The organism is Klebsiella sp. FDAARGOS_511, assembly GCF_003812845.1.
GTDB lineage: Bacteria > Pseudomonadota > Gammaproteobacteria > Enterobacterales > Enterobacteriaceae > Klebsiella > Klebsiella grimontii.
In genome coordinates, this window is record NZ_CP033824.1 from 5,605,047 (window position 1) to 5,628,434 (window position 23,388).

26 protein-coding genes, 3 tRNA genes and 1 pseudogene are annotated in these 23,388 nt (G+C 54.6%); 9 read left to right on the top strand and 21 right to left on the bottom strand.

Translation table 11 applies throughout. The features are described from left to right. Positions 1 to 106 precede the first annotated feature (106 nt). The 4 genes from EGY08_RS28020 to EGY08_RS28035 are packed head-to-tail and all read left to right on the top strand — an operon-like array spanning position 107 to position 2,611. Positions 107 to 610 carry a hypothetical protein gene (locus tag EGY08_RS28020; protein WP_123829239.1) on the top strand — a complete coding sequence of 168 codons (504 nt, stop codon included), beginning with the start codon at positions 107 to 109 and terminating at the stop codon, positions 608 to 610. A 9-nt stretch (positions 611 to 619) separates the two neighbouring features. Then, positions 620 to 1,066, top strand: a complete 447-nt coding sequence (locus EGY08_RS28025) for a DUF421 domain-containing protein (RefSeq protein WP_049113549.1) — start codon at positions 620 to 622, stop codon at positions 1,064 to 1,066. A 12-nt stretch (positions 1,067 to 1,078) separates the two neighbouring features. After that, positions 1,079 to 1,597: a 2-oxo-tetronate isomerase gene (locus EGY08_RS28030; RefSeq protein ID WP_004119430.1), complete on the top strand. Its 519-nt coding sequence runs from the start codon at positions 1,079 to 1,081 to the stop codon at positions 1,595 to 1,597. Positions 1,598 to 1,621: 24 nt separating this feature from the next. Further along, positions 1,622 to 2,611 (top strand): SDR family oxidoreductase, encoded by a 990-nt coding sequence (locus tag EGY08_RS28035; protein ID WP_004119433.1) that lies wholly within the window; start codon positions 1,622 to 1,624, stop codon positions 2,609 to 2,611. Here the strand turns inward: EGY08_RS28035 and EGY08_RS28040 are convergent. The 12 genes and pseudogenes from EGY08_RS28040 to mdtK form a co-directional block, all read right to left on the bottom strand. Continuing rightward, positions 2,608 to 4,233: an alpha-amylase family protein gene (locus EGY08_RS28040; protein WP_112164840.1), complete on the bottom strand. Its 1,626-nt coding sequence runs from the start codon at positions 4,231 to 4,233 to the stop codon at positions 2,608 to 2,610. The genes EGY08_RS28035 and EGY08_RS28040 overlap by 4 nt on opposite strands. Before the next feature lie 8 nt (positions 4,234 to 4,241). After that, positions 4,242 to 5,252 carry a cytochrome d ubiquinol oxidase subunit II gene (gene cydB, locus EGY08_RS28045; RefSeq protein WP_123829240.1) on the bottom strand — a complete coding sequence of 337 codons (1,011 nt, stop codon included), beginning with the start codon at positions 5,250 to 5,252 and terminating at the stop codon, positions 4,242 to 4,244. Further along, positions 5,252 to 6,655, bottom strand: a complete 1,404-nt coding sequence (locus EGY08_RS28050) for a cytochrome ubiquinol oxidase subunit I (protein ID WP_004119441.1) — start codon at positions 6,653 to 6,655, stop codon at positions 5,252 to 5,254. The genes cydB and EGY08_RS28050 overlap by 1 nt, the downstream gene beginning before the upstream one ends. Before the next feature lie 72 nt (positions 6,656 to 6,727). Further along, positions 6,728 to 7,009: pseudogene (locus EGY08_RS28055) on the bottom strand (manganese catalase family protein); the annotation flags it as partial. After that, positions 6,999 to 7,118 (bottom strand): manganese catalase family protein, encoded by a 120-nt coding sequence (locus EGY08_RS31465; RefSeq protein WP_075208535.1) that lies wholly within the window; start codon positions 7,116 to 7,118, stop codon positions 6,999 to 7,001. The gene EGY08_RS31465 and the pseudogene EGY08_RS28055, both read right to left, overlap by 11 nt. 19 nt (positions 7,119 to 7,137) lie before the next feature. After that, positions 7,138 to 7,644, bottom strand: coding sequence for a ferritin-like domain-containing protein (locus EGY08_RS28060; RefSeq protein WP_004119445.1), 507 nt, complete (start codon positions 7,642 to 7,644; stop codon positions 7,138 to 7,140). A gap of 32 nt (positions 7,645 to 7,676) precedes the next feature. Beyond that, entirely contained in the window at positions 7,677 to 8,174 is a 498-nt protein-coding gene (locus EGY08_RS28065) for a ferritin-like domain-containing protein (protein ID WP_123829241.1), read from the bottom strand. 89 nt (positions 8,175 to 8,263) lie between these two features. Further along, complete coding sequence (locus EGY08_RS28070) at positions 8,264 to 8,449, bottom strand: general stress protein (RefSeq protein WP_004136767.1); 186 nt, start codon at positions 8,447 to 8,449, stop codon at positions 8,264 to 8,266. A gap of 442 nt (positions 8,450 to 8,891) precedes the next feature. Continuing rightward, positions 8,892 to 8,968 (bottom strand) — tRNA-Val (locus tag EGY08_RS28075). A 4-nt stretch (positions 8,969 to 8,972) separates the two neighbouring features. Then, positions 8,973 to 9,049 (bottom strand) — tRNA-Val (locus EGY08_RS28080). Between the two features lie 4 nt (positions 9,050 to 9,053). Continuing rightward, positions 9,054 to 9,130 (bottom strand) — tRNA-Val (locus EGY08_RS28085). 198 nt (positions 9,131 to 9,328) lie between these two features. Beyond that, positions 9,329 to 10,702 carry an MdtK family multidrug efflux MATE transporter gene (mdtK, locus tag EGY08_RS28090; RefSeq protein WP_004119451.1) on the bottom strand — a complete coding sequence of 458 codons (1,374 nt, stop codon included), beginning with the start codon at positions 10,700 to 10,702 and terminating at the stop codon, positions 9,329 to 9,331. Between the two features lie 230 nt (positions 10,703 to 10,932). On the opposite strand from mdtK, the gene EGY08_RS28095 reads away from it, so the two are divergent. Beyond that, positions 10,933 to 11,574 carry a riboflavin synthase gene (locus tag EGY08_RS28095; RefSeq protein WP_004119454.1) on the top strand — a complete coding sequence of 214 codons (642 nt, stop codon included), beginning with the start codon at positions 10,933 to 10,935 and terminating at the stop codon, positions 11,572 to 11,574. A gap of 30 nt (positions 11,575 to 11,604) precedes the next feature. Here the strand turns inward: EGY08_RS28095 and cfa are convergent, their stop codons facing one another. Together cfa and punC are read right to left on the bottom strand one after the other, a co-directional pair. Further along, positions 11,605 to 12,756: a cyclopropane fatty acyl phospholipid synthase gene (cfa, locus tag EGY08_RS28100; RefSeq protein ID WP_004119456.1), complete on the bottom strand. Its 1,152-nt coding sequence runs from the start codon at positions 12,754 to 12,756 to the stop codon at positions 11,605 to 11,607. A gap of 298 nt (positions 12,757 to 13,054) precedes the next feature. Continuing rightward, positions 13,055 to 14,239 (bottom strand): purine nucleoside transporter PunC, encoded by a 1,185-nt coding sequence (punC, locus tag EGY08_RS28105; protein WP_112164842.1) that lies wholly within the window; start codon positions 14,237 to 14,239, stop codon positions 13,055 to 13,057. Positions 14,240 to 14,350: 111 nt separating this feature from the next. Here punC and punR point away from each other — a divergent pair, with 111 nt between their 5' ends. Further along, positions 14,351 to 15,262, top strand: coding sequence for a DNA-binding transcriptional activator PunR (gene punR / locus EGY08_RS28110; RefSeq protein ID WP_004119464.1), 912 nt, complete (start codon positions 14,351 to 14,353; stop codon positions 15,260 to 15,262). An 18-nt stretch (positions 15,263 to 15,280) separates the two neighbouring features. Here punR and purR read toward each other — a convergent pair whose 3' ends face one another. Continuing rightward, on the bottom strand, positions 15,281 to 16,306 hold the full coding sequence (purR, locus tag EGY08_RS28115) for an HTH-type transcriptional repressor PurR (protein ID WP_004119465.1): 1,026 nt from the start codon (positions 16,304 to 16,306) through the stop codon (positions 15,281 to 15,283). 296 nt (positions 16,307 to 16,602) lie between these two features. On the opposite strand from purR, the gene EGY08_RS28120 reads away from it, so the two are divergent. Beyond that, a complete protein-coding gene (locus EGY08_RS28120; protein WP_049082851.1) occupies positions 16,603 to 16,692 on the top strand; it encodes a YnhF family membrane protein in 90 nt (29 codons plus the stop codon). Between the two features lie 164 nt (positions 16,693 to 16,856). Then, on the top strand, positions 16,857 to 18,023 hold the full coding sequence (locus EGY08_RS28125) for an MFS transporter (RefSeq protein WP_004119466.1): 1,167 nt from the start codon (positions 16,857 to 16,859) through the stop codon (positions 18,021 to 18,023). A 56-nt stretch (positions 18,024 to 18,079) separates the two neighbouring features. Here EGY08_RS28125 and sodB read toward each other — a convergent pair whose 3' ends face one another. Then, positions 18,080 to 18,661: a superoxide dismutase [Fe] gene (gene sodB / locus EGY08_RS28130; RefSeq protein WP_004119467.1), complete on the bottom strand. Its 582-nt coding sequence runs from the start codon at positions 18,659 to 18,661 to the stop codon at positions 18,080 to 18,082. Positions 18,662 to 18,782: 121 nt separating this feature from the next. Further along, positions 18,783 to 19,637 (bottom strand): C40 family peptidase, encoded by an 855-nt coding sequence (locus EGY08_RS28135; protein ID WP_004119468.1) that lies wholly within the window; start codon positions 19,635 to 19,637, stop codon positions 18,783 to 18,785. 339 nt (positions 19,638 to 19,976) lie between these two features. Between EGY08_RS28135 and grxD the strand changes: the two genes are divergently transcribed. Further along, positions 19,977 to 20,324, top strand: a complete 348-nt coding sequence (grxD, locus tag EGY08_RS28140; protein ID WP_004119469.1) for a monothiol glutaredoxin 4 — start codon at positions 19,977 to 19,979, stop codon at positions 20,322 to 20,324. 51 nt (positions 20,325 to 20,375) lie between these two features. On the opposite strand, the gene rnt is transcribed toward grxD, so the two are convergent. The 4 genes from rnt to EGY08_RS28160 form a co-directional block, all read right to left on the bottom strand. Further along, on the bottom strand, positions 20,376 to 21,020 hold the full coding sequence (gene rnt, locus EGY08_RS28145; protein WP_004119470.1) for a ribonuclease T: 645 nt from the start codon (positions 21,018 to 21,020) through the stop codon (positions 20,376 to 20,378). Between the two features lie 106 nt (positions 21,021 to 21,126). Continuing rightward, entirely contained in the window at positions 21,127 to 21,534 is a 408-nt protein-coding gene (gene gloA, locus EGY08_RS28150; protein WP_004119471.1) for a lactoylglutathione lyase, read from the bottom strand. A 79-nt stretch (positions 21,535 to 21,613) separates the two neighbouring features. Further along, positions 21,614 to 22,711: an alkene reductase gene (locus tag EGY08_RS28155; RefSeq protein ID WP_087828204.1), complete on the bottom strand. Its 1,098-nt coding sequence runs from the start codon at positions 22,709 to 22,711 to the stop codon at positions 21,614 to 21,616. 53 nt (positions 22,712 to 22,764) lie between these two features. Next, positions 22,765 to 23,364 (bottom strand): TetR/AcrR family transcriptional regulator, encoded by a 600-nt coding sequence (locus EGY08_RS28160; protein ID WP_004119473.1) that lies wholly within the window; start codon positions 23,362 to 23,364, stop codon positions 22,765 to 22,767. Between the last annotated feature and the right edge of the window lie 24 nt (positions 23,365 to 23,388).

The window sequence follows — 23,388 nt, forward strand, 5'->3', positions numbered from 1 at the left end:
GTCCCATGCTATTAATCCGGGTAACCGTGACGAACTTGACATATTAAGTGGGCTTGCTATTCCTTAAACTGGCGCCCCGATAATAAGCGCAACGGCGAGGTGAAGAATGGCAAGTGAAAAAGAGAGGTTGCCTGGGATAAAAGAGAGCGAATTTTTTCTTAACTTTGAATGTGCTGCCCGAAAATATGGTCTGGGAATATTATTAGGGATAATTCTGGCGGCGTTGTTGGGAATTTTTTCGGGCGGCTATTTCAGCACGGCTGAAAAAACAAACGCGCAGGGTAATTTAACGGTGACCTATGAGCGATTTGGTCGTTTACAAACCGAATTCAGACTAAAAATTACTGCTCGGCCCCGCGTCGCCGATAAATATATTTTTAGTCTCGGCGGTGATTTTAATGCTTCCTTTGAACCCGGCAGCATCTGGCCCCGGCCGGATCGGATGTATAGCCAGAACGATCGGCTGTTTCTTGTATATAATCATCTGAAAAGTATGAGTAATTTTTCTGTATGGCTTTACGTTACGCCGACCAGCCCGGGAAAGTCGAACCACTCTTTACAGCTAAACGGCGAACCCGAAATCCGCTTCTGGCAATTTATTTACCCTTAGGAGGACGCGATGGAGATGGTCTTGCGAGCGTTAGCGATGTATTTAATTTTGCTGGTGGTGTTTAAAATTGCCGGCCGCCGGGCGCTGTTACAAATGACCAGTTTTGACCTGATTCTGTTGCTTATTATCAGCGAGGCCACACAGCAGGCGCTGTTGGGAAACGATTTTTCGGTGACCGGCGCGATGCTGACGATAATGACGCTGGTGGTGGTGGATATGCTTTTCGGATTAATGAAAAAATATACGGTGGGCGCGGAATCAGCGCTCGATGGTTGCCCGGTTATATTGGTCGAAAATGGCGTTCCGTTAATTGATAAGCTGAAAAAAGTGGATGTTTCCTGCGATGATATTCTGGTCGCTGCCCGGCAGAATCAGGGGATTACGGAATTAAGTAAAATCAAATATGCCATACTGGAAAGGAATGGCCACATTTCTATTATTCCTGCAGAGAGTTAAAAAGGTCTTTTTATGTCAAATAACCCTTACAACCAGGCGAAAACCACCGGCGAGCTGACCAAACAGGTCGCCAGCGCGCTGATTGACCGTCGTTTACGCTTAACCACCGCGGAGTCATGCACCGGCGGTAGCCTGGCGGCAGCGCTGTGCGCGGAAGCGGATACAGCCGCATTTTACGATATTGGCTTAATCACCTTTAGCGATCGGGCGAAACAACAGCTTCTCGACGTCAACGCGTCGACGCTGGAAAAGTATAGCGCCGTCAGCCGTCAAACCGTTGAAGAGATGTCGACGGGAGCGCTAGCGCGTTCCGGGGCGGATATCAGCATCGCCATTAGCGGATACGCGGGGCCTGACGGCGGCGATGACGGGACGCCTGCGGGCACCGTGTGGTTCGCATGGAACTTTCGCGGCGAAATCGACGCGCATAAGACGCTGTTTTCCGGCGAGTGCCAGGACGTGGTGGAAAAAGCCGTGCGCTATTCGCTGGCGATGCTGATGGAAAAGCTGCCCGGCTGGCAGAGCGCATAACACACCCTTATTGCGGAGGTTTGTATGGCAGTCATGGCGATCACTGGTGGTACTGCGGGAGTTGGCAAAGCTACGGCCCTGCGCTTTGCGCAGGCAGGCTATGACGTCGGCATTATTGCCCGCGATGATCGGAGCCTTGAAGCGACGAAACGCGAGCTCCTTCGCTATGGCGTTCGGGTTCATACCGTCGAGGCTGATGTGGCCCATGCCGATGCGCTGCTGGCGGCCGCCGGCGAAATTGAAAATCGACTCGGGGCGATCGACGTGTGGGTCAATAACGCGATGTGCGCGGTGCTGGCGCCTTTCCGGGCGATGACCCACGACGAATTTGTGCGGGTCACCGAGGTCACCTATCTGGGCTACGTCAACGGGACTCGCGCCGCGCTGGCGCTCATGACGCCCCGCGATCGCGGGGTGATTATCCAGGTCGGCTCCGCGCTGGCCTATCGCTCTATTCCGCTACAATCCGCCTATTGCGGAGCGAAGGCCGCGATTCGCGGCTTTACCGATGCGGTTCGTACCGAACTGATGCATGAAAATAGCGGCGTGAGCATTGCCATGGTGCAGATGCCGGGGCTGAATACGCCGCAGTTTGAGTGGGCGCGCAATAAGTTCGCCTGGGCGATGCGCCCGGTGCCGCCGGTATTTCAGCCGGAAGTGGCCGCCCAGGCTATTTTCAACGTCGCGCGCAGGCCCGTACGTGAACTTTGGGTGGGGAGCAGCACTATTCAGTCGATTGTGGGGCAATTTCTTTTCCCCGGCTTGCTTGACAGGCTGATGGTCAAAAAAGCATGGGAAGGGCAAATGACACGCCATTTGAACGCTGACGACCGTCAGGACTACCTTGAACAACCGGTCAGGGGACTACATAAAACGCACGGCCGTTTTTCCTCCGAGGCGAAATATCGCGCCACTGCCATTACCTCCGGCGTGCCGGGAAAAGCGCTGCTGGGCGGCGCGGCGGCGGTCGGTTTGCTCCTGGCAAGATGGTTGACCTCGCGCAAACACCGCTAACGCAGCGCGCTGCTGTTGGTCCAGAACCAGCGGTAGCCATACGCGCTAATCTCCAGCTCAACGCGCTTGCCGGGGATAAGCGCGTCAACGTAGGTTTTGTCGGCCAGGCAGGGCGTCCAGACCGCTTCGTCGATCCCTTTCGCGGTAAAGCGCTGCGCTTTTTCACTGAAATTAAGCAAAGTGATGACGCTACGCTCGCGATCATCGTAGCAAATCGCCAGGATCGCCTGATTATCGGTGCTAATGATGCGGAAAGGGGCAACGGCGATTTCCGGGAACTCGGAACGCGTATTGGCGATATCAATTATGCGATGCAGGAGGGAATGGCGGTGCAGCAGGGAAGCAGCCACGTTGACTTTCTGATAGCGAAACGGGCCCCGGTCAATCATGGGGGCAACAAAGGTATCGGGGTCGGCTGCGGAGAAGCCGCCGCCGGCTGAACCGGCCCACTGCATCGGCGTACGTACCGCGTACCGCTCTTCCAGCGCCAGATCGTCACCCATGCCGATCTCATCCCCATAACGCATGATCGGTACGCCGGGCAGCGAAAACAGCACGGCGTGGCAGAACGCCAGCCGCTGCCGATTGCCGTTTAGCATTGGCGCGAGCCGACGGCGAATGCCGCGCTGATAAACGTTCATCTTTTCATCCGGCGCGAAGGCCTCCAGCACGGTCTGCTTGTTCTTGTTGCCGATACCCTCCAGATCCAGCTCATCATGATTACGCAACCAGTTGGCGAAGCAGCAGGCGTCGGGAGGGACGATGGTTTTCTTTATTGCGTTAATCAGCGGGCGCGCGTTCTGGCTGGCGAGACTGACGTAAAAGTATTTGTTCAACCAGAAGTTAAGCACCATGTTAAGCCGGTTATTGTCGCCGAAATAGTCGCGGTACTGTTCGACGTCAACGTCAACTTCGCCCAGCAGAATGGCCTGCGGGTTATGCCGTTCGATCAGTCGGCGCAGATGTTCCAGGATCCACAGCCCCCGTTTCTCCTCGCCGCGTCCGGCCTGCTTTGTGAGATGCGCAGCTGCATCCAGACGAAAGCCGGAAACCCCCAGCTTCAGCCAAAAGATAATGATATTTTCGACCTCTTTAATAACGGCAGGCGAGGCCAGATTGAGATCGGGTTCGTGACGATAAAACATATGGCGAAAATATTGCCCGGCTTCTTCATCCCACGTCCAGATGCTCTCTTCGACGCCGGGAAACATCGGTGGCGTATCGTCATCGTCGCTATCCGCCCACAGATAATAGTCGCGAAACGGCGAACTGCGGCTGCGGCGCGCCTGTTGAAACCACGGATGAACGTCCGAGGTGTGCTGAATCAGCAGTTCAATAATGACCTGCATCCCTAATTCGCGGGCCTGCTCGATAAAGGCGATGATATCCGCCAGTTGACCAAATCGCGGATCGACCTGCAGGTGGTCGCTGACATCGTAACCTTCATCCAGAAATGGCGTCAGGTAGAAGGGGGTTATCCAGATTACCGTCGCGCCCATCCGGCGAATATAGCGCAGCTTGGCCGTAATCCCGGCGATATCGCCGCAGCCATCGCCGTTGAAATCGTAAAAGAGGGCGGAATCAATCTGATAGATAATGGCCCGTGTATGCCAGTCAGCCATAGCGTACCTCAGTGATAGCCTTCATTTCCGGAAACTTTGCCGCGGAACACGTAGTAGCTCCATGCGGTGTAAACCAAAATCACCGGAATGATGAGCAGGGTGCCTACCAGCATAAAGAGCTGGCTGGCAGGCGGCGCGGAAGCCTCCCACAGCGTGATATGCGGTGGAATGATATTGGGCCATAAACTGATACCCAGACCGCTGAAGCCGAGAAAAATGAGCCCAAGCGTCAGGAGGAAAGGACGGGCATGACTGTCGGGGTTAGCGCTCAGGCGCCAGAGCCACAGGCTAAAGACGAGAACCAGAATGGGGACGGGCACAAACCAGTAGAAATTGGGCAGGGTAAACCAGCGTTCAGCAACGGAATGCCAGCCCAGCGGCGTCCAGACGCTGACCACGGCGATGACCGCCAGCAGAGCCAGTAGCGTATGGCGAGTCAGGTCGCGCATACGCTGCTGCAGCGCGCCTTCGCTTTTCATAATCAGCCAGGTCGTGCCAAGCAGCGTATAAGCCACCACCAGCCCTACACCGCAGAACAGGTTGAAGGGCGTCAACCAGTCCAGCGCGGAGCCGATGAACCTGCGGTCGGCAACGTCAAAGCCGCTAATGACCGCACCCACGACGATCCCCTGGCTAAAGGTGGCCAACAACGAGCCGCCGACAAAAGAGTAATCCCAGAACTTTTGATGAGAGGGGGGGGACTTAAAGCGAAACTCAAAGGCCACGCCGCGAAAGATCAGACCAATTAGCATAGCGGTAAGCGGAATCGTCAGCGCATCGGCGATCACGGCGTAGGCCAGCGGAAAGGCGCCGAATAGCCCCGCGCCGCCCAGCACCAGCCAGGTCTCATTACCGTCCCACACCGGGGCGACGCTGTTCATCATCACGTCGCGCTCGGAGGCGTTGGGGACAAAGCTGAATACCATGCCAATACCCAGATCGAAGCCGTCCATCACGATATACATCAGGGTGGCAAACACAATGATGACAAACCAGATCACGGGAATATCGATGCCCATTAGCTTTTCTCCTCTTCAGGCACGGCTTCTGCGGCGGAAAGGGGGCGCGCCGGCGTGCCGGAGGTTGACGACGTTAATTCGCTGACGGGCTGCGGCCCTTTTTTAATCAGCCGGATAATATAGTAATAACCGACGCCGAAGACCGAACAGTAAACAATGATAAAGACCAGCAGGCTGACGACCATTTGCGCTGTGCTATGCAGGGAGACTGCGTCCCGGGTGCGTAAAAAACCATAGATAACCCAGGGCTGGCGTCCCGCTTCGGTCGTGATCCAGCCGGCCAACAGCGCTAGCAGCCCCGCTGGACCCATCGCCAGCGCGGACCACTGAAAGGGGCGGGAGTGATAAAGACGCTGCCGATAGCGCAGCCAGAGGCTCCATACGCCAAGGGCTATCATCAACACGCCCATACCCACCATGATGCGAAACGACCAGAAGACGATAAGGGAATTTGGCCGATCCTCTTTCGGGAAATCTTTTAGGGCAGGGACCTGCTTATTCAGGCTATGGGTCAGGATCAGGCTGCCAAGCGCCGGGATCTCCAGGCCGTATTTGGTGCGCTCTTCCGCCATGTCCGGTACGCCAAACAGCAGCAGTGGGGTGGCTTCTCCGGGTTTGTTCTCCCAGTGGCCTTCTATGGCAGCGATTTTTGCCGGCTGATGTTCAAGCGTGTTGAGGCCGTGCATATCGCCGACGATGGCCTGGACCGGCGCGACCAGCAGGGCCATCCACATCGCCATTGAGAACATTTTGCGTATCGCCGGCGTATCGTTGCCGCGAAGAAGATGCCAGGCGGCGGAGGCGCCGACAAACATCGCGCTGCTGAGAAAAGCGGCGATCGCCATGTGCGACAGGCGATACGGGAAAGAGGGGTTGAAGATAATCGCCAGCCAGTCCTGCGGAATAATGTGACCGTTTTCAATGGTAAAACCCTGCGGCGTCTGCATCCAGCTATTGGACGCGAGGATCCAGAAGGTTGACATCAGCGTGCCCAGCGCCACCATGCAGGTGGTGAAGAAGTGCAGGCCAGGGGGAACTTTATTCCAGCCAAAGAGCATGACGCCTAAGAAACCCGCTTCAAGAAAAAAAGCGGTGAGGACTTCGTAAAGCAGCAGGGGACCGGTAATGCTACCGGCAAACTGCGAGAAGCCGCTCCAGTTGGTGCCGAATTGATAGGCCATGACCAGGCCTGAAACCACGCCCATTCCGAAATTAACGGCAAAAATTTTCAGCCAGAAATTATACAATGAGCGCCAGACGTCGTCTTTTGTCCTCAGCCACATCCCCTCCAGCACCACCAGATAGCTGGCAAGCCCGATGGTAATTGCCGGGAAAAGAATATGAAAAGAGACGGTAAATGCGAACTGCAGCCGTGCCAGATTAAACGCGTCGAGTTCAAACATGATCCGGACCCCATCACATAACAACCCCCAGAACCGAGCAGGGGGCAGTGATTAACAGCAGGTTATCGAGGATTAAGGCTTTTCCTTACCCTCGCCGAGCTCGGCGCCGGTAAGAGGATCGCCATCGGGGGCGGATTCGATCCGTTCCGCCATGGCTTTCACCAGAGCCTTCTGCTGGGCTGTTAGCCTGACGCTGACGCTCCCGTTTCCGCCGTCTACTGCAGGTGCAGGCTGCGGATCCGCGACATAATCGAAGTGCCGATCGCTATTCCAGCTCCCGCGTATGTCGTCTCCCTACGACATATTGTAGTAGGTGCTGGCGTATTCAGGGAGTGGCGGTAATTTACCCGGCGGCTAGCTCGCCCTGAGGGCCGCCGAATTGTTCCAGAAGGAGGTTCGCCAGTCCCGGATTTGGCTCCGCGACCCTTACGGTATACTGAAGTTGCTTAACGTGTCGGAACATGGGCTCTTATCCTTATTGCTTATTTCTTAGCTTCAACGCCTTCGGCTTCAGATCGCAGAAGGAACTCCTCCGTTGTTTGCGGGATATGCTTCAGCAGCCAGTCGGCCATTGCCCGCTCCTCTGCAAGAATTGATTCGATGGCCGGGATCGATGCGACGTCGCCGGCTTTATTAGCAGCGGCAAGCAGGGAGGTATAACAGGCAATTTCAAACTGCTCAAAGACATAACCGCTAATTGACCCTTTAACAATTTCATCGGAAGGGAACATGCCGCCAATGGATTGCCCGAAGGCGGCCATTTTGCTCATTGAATCCTTCAGTACCGAACGCGATATATTATTACGGTCGAGAATTTCCTCCAGTACGGTAATTTGGCGTTTGGTTTCAGTTACGTGCTGTTGAATTCGACTGCGTAGGTCCGGGTAGTTATCGATGCGGCCCGCCATGGATTCCAGCATGGATTCTGCTTGCTTTTCCATTGCATGTGCATCGCGTAGCCAGTCGTGATAATGTTCAAGGTGATTCATAATCAACTCCTTAATATCGGGTTATTATCTGGCTATTTATTTTGTGCATCTTTATTAATATTGCCGACCGCCAGGTCAGTTAATTTAAGGTCGGTTGATTTCTCTTCTTCTAACGTTTCCGCTAAAAGCTTAACCGCTTTTTTATAACCCAGTTGTTCTGCTAAGGTGGCAAGAGTACCGTAGCTGGCAATTTCATAATGCTCAACCTTTTGCGCAGCGGCAATTAATGCAGCATCCCGCACTTCATTTTTCTCTGTGCTCTCGATGACTTCGTTAGCTTCTTCAATAAGCCCCTCCATCGCCACGCATTTCATACGCTTAATTTTGATGGCAGGTTCTTGCTCGACAATTTGATCGATACGCTCAATCTGCCCCTGGGTCTCTTCAAGGTGGGCCTTGAAGGCGTCGCTGAGCTGTTCGCTTGACGCTGCCCTGGCCAATTTAGCCAGCCCGCGAGTTAATTGTTTTTCAGCGCTGTAAGTATCCGATAAAAGATGAATAAATACGTCTTCTATGCTTTTCATATTCATATGAAATACCTTTTACACAGGAGAATAACTGCGAGTCCGCAGACCCGCAGGATACTCTTTTATTTACAAGAGAACGAGGCGATTAATAATCAGGAATTATCAGATTTACGTCCGCCACCATGACTATTTTGTCCGCCTTTTTTACCGGCTTCAGATGCACGTTGCGGATCGTTTTTAAAGTTCCCACCGCTGTGCTGACCGCCTTTACGTCCAGCTTCAGATGCTTTATCACGGTCTTCAGCGAAATTACCGGAACCACCACGATGTTCTGCCATATTTTCATACCTCTGTTGATTTTATGTCAGGAAGATACGATTTGGATACGTATCCGTTGTCGTTCAGGAATTAAATTTAGCTGTTATTTACGAACAGTCAAACCGCTTGCTGGGGATATTTTTTTGAAATATTCTGAATTACATAACGGTAACCGTTTCGCTTGTTTTGAATGAATGTCAGCATAACGGGTTATGATCTAACGAAAGATTTTTATTAGCGAGAGGATATATCCAGAGCCGTTGCGTTAATAAACTCCTGACAGACCTGGCGCAGGACTTTACGTCACTTTACATAACCGTGGAGAATAACTTAACGGTTACTGAACGTTATTAGCAGATGAGTTGAGAAAAGTCAGAAAATAATGAGGTTACAGAAAGAGAGTGATTTTCGGATGTTTCAATGCGGGAGATAAAACAGGCACCATATCACGAGATTGTGAAATGGTGCGTCCGAGTGGACTCGAACCACCGACCCCCACCATGTCAAGGTGGTGCTCTAACCAACTGAGCTACGGACGCATTATGGTGCGTTTAATTGGACTCGAACCAACGACCCCCACCATGTCAAGGTGGTGCTCTAACCAACTGAGCTATAAACGCATTATGGTGCGTTCAATTGGACTCGAACCAACGACCCCCACCATGTCAAGGTGGTGCTCTAACCAACTGAGCTATGAACGCAATGTTGCAGCAGCAACGGGGACGCATATTAGCGGGAGGGAGGGGTTGTGGCAAGAGGCAAACGTCACTTTTCTTCCAGTTTTCTCGCGATCGCAGAAGTTTTATCCATATTGGTTATATTTTACTGATGCAAAAGAATATTTCTTCACCAGCACGAGAAAACGGCGCTGAATCAGCGCCGTGGGGTTTCGCCGCGGGCTAGCGCGCAGCGCGCTGTAAAATGATGCTGGAAGGCTGACGCTGCAGGAAACGCATACGCAACATCATCATCACGGCGGCGGAGGTAAGACCAATTATAAATCCGCACCAGAAACCGGCGGGGCCCATGCGCGGCACGATCAGATCGGTCAGGGCCAGCAGGTAGCCGCTCGGCAGACCCAATACCCAGTAGGCGGTAAAGGTAATAAAGAAGATGGAACGCGTGTCTTTATAGCCGCGCAGGATCCCGCTGCCGATCACCTGAACGGAGTCGGAAATCTGGTAGATGGCCGCGAGTAGCATTAGCTGGGACGCCAGGGCCACGACCTCGGGATTGTCGTTATACAGCAGCGCAATTTGCTTACGCATCAGAATGGTGAACACCGCCGTGAAAACGGCCATGCACACCCCAACGCCGACGCCGGTTCTGGCTGAGGTCTGAGCCTCCAGCGTTGAACCCTGCCCGAGACGGAAGCCTACGCGAATCGTCACCGCTGCCGCTAGCGAGAGCGGTAAGACGAACATCAGCGAGCTGAAGTTAAGGGCAATCTGATGCCCGGCCACGTCAACGATCCCCAACGGCGAGACCAGCAGCGCCACGACGGCAAACAGCGTGACTTCGAAAAACAGCGCCAGCGCAATCGGCAGGCCCAGCTGCACCAGACGCTGAATGACGGCGAAATCCGGTTTGCTGAATCGCTCCTGGAGATGAATATCACGCATCGAACGCGCGCGGCGTACCCAGAACAGCATGCTGAAAAACATCACCCAGTAAACCGATGCCGTCGCTACGCCACAGCCAATCCCGCCAAGTTCCGGCATACCGAAGTGACCGTAGATAAAAATGTAGTTCACCGGAATGTTGACCAGCAGGCCGATAAATCCCATGACCATACCCGGCTTGGTTTTCGCCAGCCCTTCACATTGGTTACGGGCAACCTGAAAGAACAGATAGCCGGGCGCGCCCCACAGCAGCGCGCGCAGGTAGCCGACCGCTTTGTCCGCCATCGCCGGGTCGATGTTATGCATTGAGCTGATAATGTAACCGGCATTCCACAGCACGACCATCACCAGGACGGAGACGAAGCCGGCCAGCCAGAATCCCTGGCGCACCTGGTGTGCGATACGATCACGACGGCCGGAACCATTCAACTGAGCAATAACGGGCGTCAGGGCCAGCAGCAGGCCGTGGCCAAAGAGGATCGCCGGTAGCCAGATGGAAGTGCCGATGGCAACGGCCGCCATATCGGTGGCGCTATAGCCGCCCGCCATCACGGTATCGACAAAGCCCATGGCGGTTTGGGCGACCTGAGCAAGAATAACGGGTATAGCCAGTGCTAATAACTGACGCGCTTCAATAAAATACTTCTGCACGTGAACACCTATATATTGTTGTTATTGGAGGACTAAAAAAGCCGCCATCAAGGGCAGCAAGAAGAAAAAGCAGAGGGATTTGCCAGACTATTGTAGCGAGGATTAGCCATTTAGCCAGTGAAAAAATTCCTCTGCACGTTGTGCGCTGGCAACCTGTTTTGCCAGCTGTTATTGTTCGTCATAGCCGAAAACGGTACTGATACCGTCACGAATTTATACAGGAGCAAAATATGTTTACCGGTATTGTGCAGGGGACCGCCAAAGTGGTGGCTATTGATGAAAAACCCAACTTTCGCACCCACGTTGTGGAGCTGCCTGAGCATATGCTCGCGGGGCTTGAAACAGGCGCTTCGGTAGCGCACAACGGCTGCTGCTTGACGGTCACCGATATCAATGGTCCGCGAGTAAGTTTTGATCTGATGAAAGAGACCTTGCGGATAACCAATCTGGGCGCGATCCGCGAGGGCGACAGCGTCAACGTTGAGCGCGCGGCCAAATTCAGCGATGAAATTGGCGGTCACCTGATGTCAGGTCATATTATGACCACCGCGGAGGTGGTGAAAATTCTGACCTCGGAAAATAATCGCCAGATTTGGTTTAAGGTTCAGGACCCGACGTTGATGAAATATATCCTCTACAAAGGATATATCGGCGTCGATGGGATTAGCCTCACCGTCGGTGAAGTGACGCCAACCCGGTTCTGCGTGCATTTAATTCCGGAAACGCTGCAGCGCACCACGCTTGGGGTGAAAAAGCTGGGCGATCGGGTGAATATTGAAATCGATCCGCAGACGCAGGCGGTCATTGATACTGTTGAGCGCGTGCTGGCGGCGAAAGAAGCAGAAGCGGCGCTGAAAACGGCGGCCGAATAATAAATTCCCCCGCCGAAGCGGGGGAAATTTTTAGCGGGCCACGCGCAGACCGTGTTCGGCTCCGCGAGAAAAAACCACCTGCCACAGCTGAATATCGCGCGCGCGGAAAGCGCCGGCGCAGGCATTCAGGTAATAGCTGAACATGCGTTTAAAGCGTTCTGAGTAGTTGTCGGCAATTTCCGGCCAGCTATTAAGGAAGCGCTCATACCAGGCCATAAGCGTGGTGTCGTAGTCGGCGCCGAAATTATGCCAGTCTTCCATAACAAAATGCGATTCGCTGGCTTCGGCAATATGGCGCACCGACGGCAAACAGCCGTTAGGGAAGATATATTTGTTGATCCAGGGGTCAACGCTATGGTCGGTTTTTTTCGAGCCGATGGTATGGAGCAGGAAACGACCTTCGGGCTTCAGATTACGATCGACCACATCAAAATAGGTGGCGTAATTTTTAGGCCCGACGTGTTCGAACATGCCGACTGAAACAATACGGTCAAAGCTCTCGTGCAGGTCGCGATAGTCCTGGAGGAGGATGGTGACGTCGAGGTCAGCGCAGCGCTGCTGCGCCATTTTCTGCTGCTCCGCCGAGATGGTAACGCCCACCACGCTAACCTGGTAATTTTTGGCCATGTAGTAGGCCAACCCGCCCCAGCCGCAGCCGATATCCAGCACCCGCATGCCGGGCTCAAGCTCAAGTTTACGGCAGATGAGATCTAATTTGGCCTGCTGTGCGTCATCAAGAGTTTCCGCGTCTTTCCAGTACGCGCAGGAATACTGCATATAAGGGTCAAGCATGCGGCTGAACAGATCGTTACCTAAATCGTAATGCTCCTTGCCGACAATCCAGGACCGTTTTTTACTTTGCAGATTGAATAAGCGTGCGCTGGCGATACGCAAGGTATCTTTGAAATGATGGGGAAGCTGATTTTCCAGTCCGGCGCGTAAAACTTTATGGAAAAATATATCCAGCCGTTCACAATCCCACCAGCCGTCCATATAGCTTTCGCCTAGCCCCAGCGACCCCTCCTGCAAAACACGCTTAAAAAAGAGCGGGTTTTTAATCCGTAGATCGGAAGGGGCAGGACCATTAATTTCGATGCCCGCACGGCCTAATAATTCAGCTGCAATTCGGTACCAATCATCATTTGGTACACTGACTACTTCTTCTATACACGATGAACTCATAGCTTCTCCATCACGCCCAAGTGATCAGAACCTTAAAACAGCGTAGACGCTTTTTTGGCTTTGTGAGAAATCTCACGGATAATCCGTGAGGCTGCTATCCGACGTAGAACAGAGGAAGGGAGGTAACCCTTGCCGAAAGGCCTTCCATGGGGAAACGGGATGCATCCTGCTCCCGTTTAATCAATTAATCTTTCTATTTATGTGATGCCGGATCCAGTATAGGCCGCTAAAAACAGGCTTTCAACAAAAATATCTTAGCAAGCTAACTACTGAATTCTATAACTATCAGCAGAATAGCTTACGCATGTGACGATTCTGTTGCAGGATGCGCGGCTTTATACTGCATGTGGTAGCCTATGCCGGCCAGCACGATGGAGACCAGCATCACGCTGGTGGTCGTTTGCAGCGGCGTGGCAATCAGCGTAGAAACCAGCAGGCTGGTCAGGAAACAGAGACCAAGCTGCAGAGTGTTTTGCAGCGCCGCAGCACGCCCGGTCGCCTGCGGGAATGGCTTCAGGGCCTGCGCGACGACGATCGGATAAATACCTCCGTTCACCACCGCCATGGCGCAGAACGGAATCATCAGCCCAATAAGCGTCGCATTCTCCCGCAGGCCAACCAGCCAGGTGGCGGCGACGCTGACGGCAAAAATCGCCAGCAGCCAGGGCAGAATTTGCTGCCCCTGCCATTTTTGCAGCGCCGCGCGGCAGCCGTAACCGCCCACCAGAAACGCGATAGTCTGTGGCACATAGCTCAGGCCAATAACGGTCGGGCCGTAGCCCATTTCATGGAGAATAAACGGCGAGCCCGTGAGCCAGGCGAAAAAGCTGGCGGAACAGGCGGCGTAGATCAGCACGTTACCGCTATATTCCCGCGAGCGCAGCAGGGCGAGGAAGGTGAGCTTCTTCTGGGCGCTGACGATCGGTTTATTCGCCGGCTTCAGGCGCAGGGCCGGCAGCATCAGCAGCAGGGTAATGGCGAACAGAACGGCAAAAATGGCCTGCCATTCGAAGTGAACCAGCAGCCAGCTGCCAAGCAGCGGCGCCAGCGCCGGCGATAAACCAACCAGCGGCATAATGGCGGCGAAAATGCGGTTGGTTCTTTGCGCGGGGTAATAATCGGTTACCATCGCCTGCCAGGTCACCGCGGCCGCGCAAACCCCCAGAGCCTGGATAAAGCGCAGCGCCAGCATCAGGCCGGCATCGCGCACCCACAGCATCCCCAGGCAGCCGACAGCAAAGATAGCCAGGCCGCTCAGCAGCACCGGCTTACGGCCGTAGCGATCGGAAATGGGGCCCCAGAAGAGCTGCCCAAGCGCAAAGCCCGCCAGGAACAGGCTCAGGCTGGCGCTGACCGAGGCGGCGGAAGTATTCAGATCCTGTTGCATGGCGGCGAAAGCCGGAAGATACATATCGGTGGCCAGAAAGCCCAGTACGCTGAGGCCAGCCAGCCAGACTAAAAATCCTTTCCCAGGTTGTTGCATAACGTTCTCTTTTTATTGTGCAGGTACGATGGCGCAGAGTGTAGGGAGTGCATTAAGGCTTGTGAAACGCTAATATTTGTCAGATGAGTTCAAAAATTTTGTAGGCAGAAAATGTGGTCTGAATACTCGCTTGAGGTTGTCGATGCTGTCGCCCGCAACGGCAGCTTTAGCGCCGCCGCCCAGGAACTGCACCGCGTACCCTCGGCCGTCAGCTATACCGTACGTCAGCTGGAGGAGTGGCTGGCGGTGCCGCTGTTCGAACGCCGCCATCGGGATGTGGAATTAACGCCGGCCGGCGTCTGGTTTTTACAGGAAGGGCGATCTGTTATCAAAAAAATGCAGATCACCCGCCAGCAGTGCCAGCAGATCGCCAACGGCTGGCGCGGGCAGCTCTCTATCGCGGTTGATAACATCGTTAAACCCACGCGTATGCGGCAGATGATCGTTGATTTTTATCGCCATTTTGATGACGTCGAGCTGATCGTCTTTCAGGAAGTGTTCAACGGCGTCTGGGATGCGCTCGCCGACGGTCGCGTGGAGTTAGCCATCGGCGCGACGCGCTCAATTCCGGTAGGGGGACGCTACGCCTTCCGCGATATGGGGATGCTGAGCTGGGACTGCGTCGTTGCGAGCCACCATCCGCTGGCAAAAATGGCGGGGCCTTTGAGCGATGACGTGTTGCGCAACTGGCCGTCGCTGGTCAGAGAGGATACGTCACGCTCGCTGCCAAAGAGGACCACGTGGCTGCTCGATAACCAGAAGAGGGTCGTCGTGCCGGACTGGGATGCTTCTGAAACCTGCCTCTCCGCCGGACTGTGCGTCGGTATGGTGCCCGGGCATTTAGCGCGTCCGTGGCTGGATAGCGGTGAATGGACGGCGCTGGAGCTGGAGAACCCCTTCCCGGATGCCGCATGCTGCCTGACGTGGCAGCAAAGCGACGCTTCGCCGGCGCTGCTCTGGTTACTGGATTATCTTGGCGATAGCGAAACGCTAAATCGGGAGTGGCTGCGGGCGCCGGAATAACCGACCCCGCAAGCAGGGCTAACGGCGGTAATCGACAAACGGACCGTCGGCCACGGAACGGCGCTCGACCAGGCGCGGATGGACTTCAATCGACTGCGAGACTTCACGCTTATTGACGATACGGTCCAGCAGCATATTAAAGGCCGCTTCGCCAAGAGAGTCTTTAGGCTGATGAATGGTGGTCAGCGCCGGGCTAAAGTAGCGAGCGTTGCGCACGTTATCATAACCGATCAGTGAAATATCCTGCGGCACGCGCAGGCCCATTTCATCCGCCGCGCAGATGGCGCCCATCGCCATAATATCCCCGCCGCAGAAGATGGCCGTTGGGCGAGGATGCTGGGCGAGAATTTGCTGCATGGCGCGGTAGCCGGATTCCGGCTCGAAATCACCCTGCACAATCCAGTTCTCCGGGACGTTAATCTGCGCCTCTTCCATCGCTTTCATAAAACCCGCCAGCCGGCCTGCGCCGGTGTTACGCTCCAGCGGGCCGGGGATCACGCCGATGTCGCGATGGCCGCGCTCAACCAGGTAGCGTCCGGCGATATAGCCGCCCTCGAAGGCGTTATCGACGACCGAGTCGGTGAAGTCGGCTTTTGCCTCGCCCCAGTCCATCACCACCATCGGGATATGGCGATACTCTTCCAGCATGCTTAACACCGATTCCGGATACTCAGAACACATCACCAGCAGGCCGTCTACGCGTTTCTGCGCCATCATTGACAGATAGGCGCGCTGTTTCTCCGGGTCGTTCCATGCGTTACCGAGGATCAGGGTGTAGCCCTTCTGGAAGCAGCTTTTCTCGACGGCTTCGATAATCTCAGCGAAATAGGCCGCTTCGCTGCTGGTCGCCAGCAGACCAATAGACTTGGTGTGATTGACCTTCAGGCTGCGGGCAACGGCGCTGGGGGAGTAATGCAGTTCTTTTATTGCCGCCCACACCGCATTGCGCGTCTCTTCCGCAACGAATCGGGTTTTGTTAATCACATGTGACACTGTTGTAGTGGAAACGTTTGCGCGCTTCGCTACATCTTTAATAGTTGCCATTACTTCTCACTCCAGACCTTGACCTGATCGTCTGTTTATCGGTACGTAAACGTTTGCCTGTACACACCCTGACGCCAAAATTGAGCATGGCATCACGTCGGGAAAACGACACAGAACGACAGGAAGGGGTCAATGGCCGATACGCTTTCAAATTAGCGTGGGATTTTGTCCGATCTTGGGGCAAAGGGGAAGAGCAAAAATGTGCATCACTCTAAATCTCGGAAGATTTTTACGCTATTCTGTGTAAAAATGAGCAAGCTCACTTTTCATGTGGGGATAATCAGGGGGAAAAATTGATGGATACAAATTTAAAGTTTTCGCTGACAACAACGATTATTGTTTTGGGTTTGATTGTTGCCGCAGGTTTGACTGCAGTACTGCACTAGTTCTGCGATAAGGGAGGGGCCGCTCTCCCTTTGCTCCACCTATTATTATCATTTTCGCAAAAATCTTTTGCCATTTCGTTCACTTTTGTTTTTCTGTGATTGATGTCATGCTTTTGACTTCTGATGAGATGCCGTCGCGGAAGGCGGCCTGATGGAGTCCCTGCATGAAAATCAACTTTCCCCTGCTCGCGCTGGCGATTGGTGCCTTTGGCATCGGCACGACCGAATTCTCCCCGATGGGGCTATTACCGGTAATCGCTAAAGGCGTGGACGTTTCGATTCCGGCGGCGGGAATGCTGATTAGCGCCTATGCCATCGGGGTAATGGTCGGCGCGCCGCTGATGACGCTGCTGCTCTCCCACCGCGCGCGCAGAAATGCGCTGATTTTCCTGATGGCGATTTTTACCCTTGGCAACGTGCTCTCTTCCATTGCGCCGGATTACACCACGCTGCTGCTGTCGCGGATCATTACCAGCCTTAACCACGGCGCTTTCTTTGGCCTGGGCTCGGTGGTGGCGGCAAGCGTAGTGCCAAAACATAAGCAGGCCAGCGCGGTGGCGACGATGTTTATGGGGCTGACGATCGCCAACATCGGCGGCGTACCCGCAGCAACCTGGCTGGGCGAAACCATCGGCTGGCGAATGTCATTCCTTGCAACGGCGGGGCTGGGCGTGGTGGCAATAATCGGCCTGTGGTTTTCCTTACCGAAGGGCAGCGTCGGCGAGCGCCCAAACGTGAAGCAGGAGCTTTCGGTGCTGATGCGTCCGCAGGTGCTGTCTGCGCTGCTGACTACCGTGCTGGGGGCGGGGGCGATGTTTACGCTCTATACCTATATTTCCCCGGTTCTGCATACCATTACCAACGCCTCTCCGCTGTTTGTCACCGCGATGCTGGTGCTGATCGGCGTGGGCTTTTCGCTGGGCAACTACCTTGGCGGTAAATTTGCTGACCGCTCCGTTTCCGGGACGCTGAAGGGGTTTCTGCTGCTGCTGATGGTTATCATGCTGGCGATTCCGCTGCTGGCGCAATCGCAGGTGGGCGCCGCTATCAGTATGGTTGTCTGGGGCGCGGCGACCTTTGCGGTGGTGCCGCCTTTGCAGATGCGAGTGATGCGCGTGGCTCACGAAGCGCCGGGGCTGTCGTCGTCGGTCAATATCGGGGCTTTCAACCTTGGAAACGCGTTGGGAGCGGCGGCGGGAGGCGCGGTCATTAGCGGCGGCCTGGGCTATACGTTTGTCCCGGTGATGGGGGCGATTATCGCGGGCGTTGCGCTGCTGCTGGTGCTGTTCAGCGGTCGGGCGCAGCCGGAAGAGGCGTTCGCTAACCGTTAAGATCGCGAGAAGTGAGATAAGAACCGCAGAAGCCGTATGGCTTCTGCGGTTTGCTTTTATGCTGCCAGGTTAGCGGCAACAAACTTCCAGTTTACCAGCGCCCAAAAGTGTTCCAGATAGTTCGGACGAGCGTTCCGGTAGTCGATGTAATAAGCGTGTTCCCAGACATCCACGGTCAGCAGCGGAGTGGCGTCGCTGGTCAGCGGCGTACCCGCGTTGCTGGTGGAGACAATGGCCAGGCTACCATCGGCGTTTTTCACCAGCCAGGTCCAGCCTGCGCCGAAGTTTTTTGCCGCCGCGTCGGTGAATTTGGCTTTGAAATCAGCGAAGCTGCCGAATGATTTAGCGATAGCCGCCGCCAGTTCGCCTTGCGGTTCGCCGCCAGCGTTTGGCGCGAGGCAGTTCCAGTAGAAGGTGTGGTTCCAGACCTGCGCGGCGTTGTTGAAGACGCCGCCATCGGAAGAACGCACGATCTCTTCCAGGGTTTTCCCTTCAAACGCGGTGCCTTTGATCAGGTTATTCAGGTTGGTGACGTAGGCCTGGTGGTGTTTACCGTAATGGTATTCCAGGGTTTCTGCGGAAATGTGCGGCGCCAGGGCGTCTTTTGCATATGGTAATGCAGGTAATTCGAACGACATTGCTACTCTCCTTTTTATAGTTTGTACGCGCAATAACCATGTATTACGCAGGGTAATAGTAGCAAATTAAAAGATGTGGCAAAAGAGAGCGTTACCCTGCCGCTAAAGCGGCAAGGCATATTTAGCGAATGGTTTTCGGCGTCATAACGCGACGCGCGCCGACGTAGTGACGTACCCAGTAATCGTCGCTTAATGAGGTGATCTGAATATCGCGGCCGGTGCGCGGAGACTGGATAAATTTGCCGTTGCCCACGTAAACGCCGACGTGATCGGCAGTCCCGCGCCCGCGGGTGCGGAAAAAGACGAGATCCCCGCTTTGTAGCTCGCCGCGATCCACCGGACGGGCGTCGCGCAGGTGATACATCTCATTGGCGGTGCGTGGAATATGGATTTTAACCAGGTCTTTATAGGCATAATAGACCAGACCGCTACAATCAAACCCGGTGCGCGGGGAAGTACCGCCCCAGCGATAGGGTTTACCAATCTGATCCATCAGCTTTGACATCGCGGTGCTTTGCGCTTTTTGTACCCGCGCCTTATGCGCATCGGCGATAGTCAGCTGCGGCTCATCGGCGATGGGTTTGCAGCGAGTTTTATAGCCTTTACGCACCACGCACTTTTTCTGCACGCTCGCCGTTGCCATCTTGCTTTCTGCTATCGACCTTGTCGAGCTGGCGCACAGTTTTTTATAGCCTTTGCGCAGGACGCATTTTTTGGTGACGCTGGCGGTCTGGCGTGACGCGGCTGATTTGCTACGGCTGGCGGTTGACGTTTTCTTGCTGGGGGTTTTGGCGGTAGTTTTACTTTTGGAATTGACTGCTTTTTTCTTACGCTCTGCGGTCGTGCCCTTGGCCGGATGCGCTTTTGGCGTGGCCGAAGCGTGCGTATGCCCGGAAGCATGCGCCAGCGGCGTCAGTGAAATAGATGTAAAAAGTAATGCACAGAGCGAAATCGCGATTTTGTTAAGACGCGCCACTGAGCACTCCCCTGATTAAATTACAGACATATACAGATGCCTGACGATGAATGACAAACCGCATCGATTCTAAAGCATAAAATCGTGGAGAGTTACTACTCTTTTGTATCTAAAGTCTCGTTTGGTTAACATTTGCAAAAAAATGCTTCCGTCAGCGCCTCCGGCGCATGAAAAGCACGCAACGCGTTGCCGCGTATAGCAATAAAATGATATTTTTGAGGCAACTTTGGCCTACAGAAGATAAAATGTGGCAAGTGAAAAAAATGTTATTATCGGTCCTGCGTTCAGGACGCTACAATGACAAATTACTGCCGTAGAGAAGTTTGAGGAAGCACGACAATGAGCACGACTTTAGAAAAAATCCAACATCAAATCGCTGAAAACCCGATCCTGCTGTACATGAAAGGGTCACCGAAACTGCCAAGCTGCGGTTTCTCCGCACAGGCCGTGCAGGCACTGTCCGCCTGTGGCGAACGTTTTGCCTACGTCGATATCCTGCAAAACCCGGACATCCGCGCAGAGCTGCCGAAATACGCTAACTGGCCAACCTTCCCGCAGCTGTGGGTGGACGGCGAACTGGTCGGCGGCTGTGACATCGTGATTGAAATGTATCAGCGCGGCGAACTGCAGCAGCTGATTAAAGAAACGGCCGCTAAGTACAAAACTGACGAGCCGAAAGCGGAGTAATTCTGCTGCTAATAAAAAAGCGACTTCCGATGAAGTCGCTTTTTTTATCGTTTATTCTTCGGCCATCGGCAATGGCCAACCGCCGAGCCGCTTCCAGCGGTTGACGATTTCGCAGAACAGCTGGGCGGTTTGTTCGGTATCGTATAGCGCGGAGTGCGCCTGGGTACCATCAAACGCCATTCCTGCGGCAATACAGGCTTTCGACAGCACCGTTTGACCCAGCGCCAGGCCGCTCAGGGCCGCGGTATCGAAGGTGACGAACGGGTGGAACGGATTACGTTTCAGCCCCGCGCGCTCTGCCGCCGCCATGGTAAAACCGTGATCGAACGTGGCGTTATGCGCAACCATGATCGCGCGGCTGCAGTCGCTATCTTTCATCCCTTTACGGACCATTTTGAAAATCGCGTGCAGCGCATCGTATTCGCTTACCGCGCCGCGCTCGGGGTCGTTGGGGTTAATACCGTTAAAAGCCAGGGCTTCGGGCTGCAGGTTGGCGCCCTCAAAAGGTTCAACATGAAAATGCAGCGTTTCGTCCGGCATCAGCCAGCCTTCCTCATCCATTTTCAACGTAATAGCGGCGATCTCCAGCAGGGCGTCGGTTTTGGCATTAAACCCAGCGGTTTCAACATCGATTACCACAGGATAAAAACCGCGAAAACGGTCGCACAGACCATTAAGTTGAACGTTCTCGGACATCAGATTCTCTTAGCTGGAAAAAAGTAGCGCGCATTATGGCAAATTTTGCCGCGCCTTGCAGCAGGCGGGGGGATAAAACAGCGGGCACCGCGGGTGCCCGAGCAGATTAATTGCCGAGACCCTTACCGGCGTCTTTCTCTTCGATCAGTTCGATTTTATAACCATCCGGATCTTCGACGAAGGCGATGACGGTGGTACCGCCTTTGACCGGGCCGGCTTCACGCGTCACGTTGCCGCCGTTCTGGCGAATACGCTCGCAGGCTTCGGCCGCGTTTTCAACACTCAGCGCGATATGGCCATAAGCGCTACCGAGATCGTACTTATCAACGCCCCAGTTGTAGGTCAGCTCAATCACGGCGGTATCGCTCTCTTCGCCGTAACCCACGAATGCCAGCGAGTATTTATACTCCGTGTTTTCGCTGGTGCGCAGCAGTTTCATGCCCAGTACGTTGGTGTAAAACTCAATCGAACGTTGCAGGTCGCCAACGCGCAGCATGGTGTGAAGTAAGCGCATAATGTCCCCTATGCAGTTTATGTTGATACAGCAGAGCGTTGAGTATAGCGGCGATAACCCGCCGCTATCAATGGAGGGATTACAGGGTCGGGTAATCGGTATAGCCTTCCGCGCCGCCGCCGTAGAAGCTTTCCGGACGCTGTGGATTCAGCGCGGCCTTTTTCTGCAGGCGCGCGACCAGATCCGGGTTGGCAATGTAGTCGCGACCAAAGGCCACGGCATCGATGAGGCCTTTACCGATCAGATCGTTTGCCTTTTCGACCGTGTAGGCGCCAGCGCCGATAATGGCGCCGGGAAAACGGTCGCGTACTTTCTGACGGAACTCATCGCTATACGGCTGACCGCCGGCCCAGTCCGGCTCGGACATGTGCAGGTAAGCGATACCGCGTTTGGCCAGCTCTTCAATCAGATAGAGCGCATCGGCCTCTTCATTTGGACCATTATCGACGTTCTGGAAGCTGCCAATAGGCGAAACGCGAATACCGATACGGTCGGCGCTCCACTCTTTACTCGCCGCATCAACTACTTCCAGCACCAGGCGCGCGCGGTTTTCCACGCTGCCGCCATACTGGTCAGTACGGTGGTTGGAAGACGGGGAAAGGAACTGGTGCAGCAGGTAGCCGTGCGCGGAGTGCAGTTCGACAAGGTCAAAACCGGCATCGCGGGCGTTGCCTACCGCCTGACGGAAATCATCAACAATCCCCGGGATCTCATCGGTGTTGAGCGCGCGCGGCATTGAGGTGTCGACGCGAATAGCATGGCCGTTTTCATCGCGCAGCGAGGTACGGGTACCCGCGCTTATGGCCGACGGTGCCACCGGGGCGGCGCCGCCAGGCTGGATGCTGCTGTGCGAAATACGCCCGGTGTGCCACAGCTGTACGGCAATACGCCCGTTTTCGGCGTGTACGCCGGCGGTGATTTTTTTCCACGCTGCAATCTGTTCTGGGCTGTGCAGACCCGGTGCGCCCGCGTAGCCTTTAGCCTGAGCGGAAATCTGGGTGGCTTCGGAAATAATCAGGCCAGAGCTTGCGCGCTGACGGTAATATTCGCCCATTAACGGGGTAGGGATATCGCCCGGTTCAATGCTGCGCAGACGCGTCAGCGGAGCCATAAATACGCGGTTGGGTACGGTTACCGCACCCACTTTCAACGGGGTAAACAACTTTGATTCTGACATAATGACTCCTGAGTAGACCGGTCGTCTTGAAACTGATGAAATAAAAACGCCTGTTAAACGCCAGGCGCAGCAATAATATTTTTAGCGTGGGCAAGGGCGCTTTCCAGCGGCGTTGCGCTACGCGTAATCTTGGCCTGCAGATTTGCCCCCAGCCACAGGGAGTAGAGCACCTGGGAAAGGGTGAACGCGTCGCCGTCAAACTCAAGGCTGCCTTCCTGACGGCCTTTCTCCAGCGCATCGCCCAGCAGAATAATGATTTGGCTGGCGCCTTTATCCATCGCGGCGCGCATATCTTCCGACAGATCGCAGACCTCAGCCGACAGCTTCACCGTCAGACAGCCGCTAATAATGCCCTGCTGGCAAAATTGCGTCAGCGTATGCTGATAATAGGCCAAAAGTCGGTCGCGGTAGTTTCCCTGACCGTGGTCAAAATGCTCCACCAGGCGCTGAAGGTATCCGGCGTAATGATGCTCGAGCAGCGCAACGCCAAAGGCTTCTTTTGAGCGAAAATAGTGATAGAAAGAGCCTTTTGGCACTTCCGCTGTTTTCAGTAGTTCACTCAGCCCCATGCCGGTAAATCCCCGATGCATGCAGAGCTGCTCGCCGGTGGCCAGGATATGTTCGCGTGTGTTGCATTCACTGTGCTTGTTCATAGCGCTTACTGTAATAGACCGATT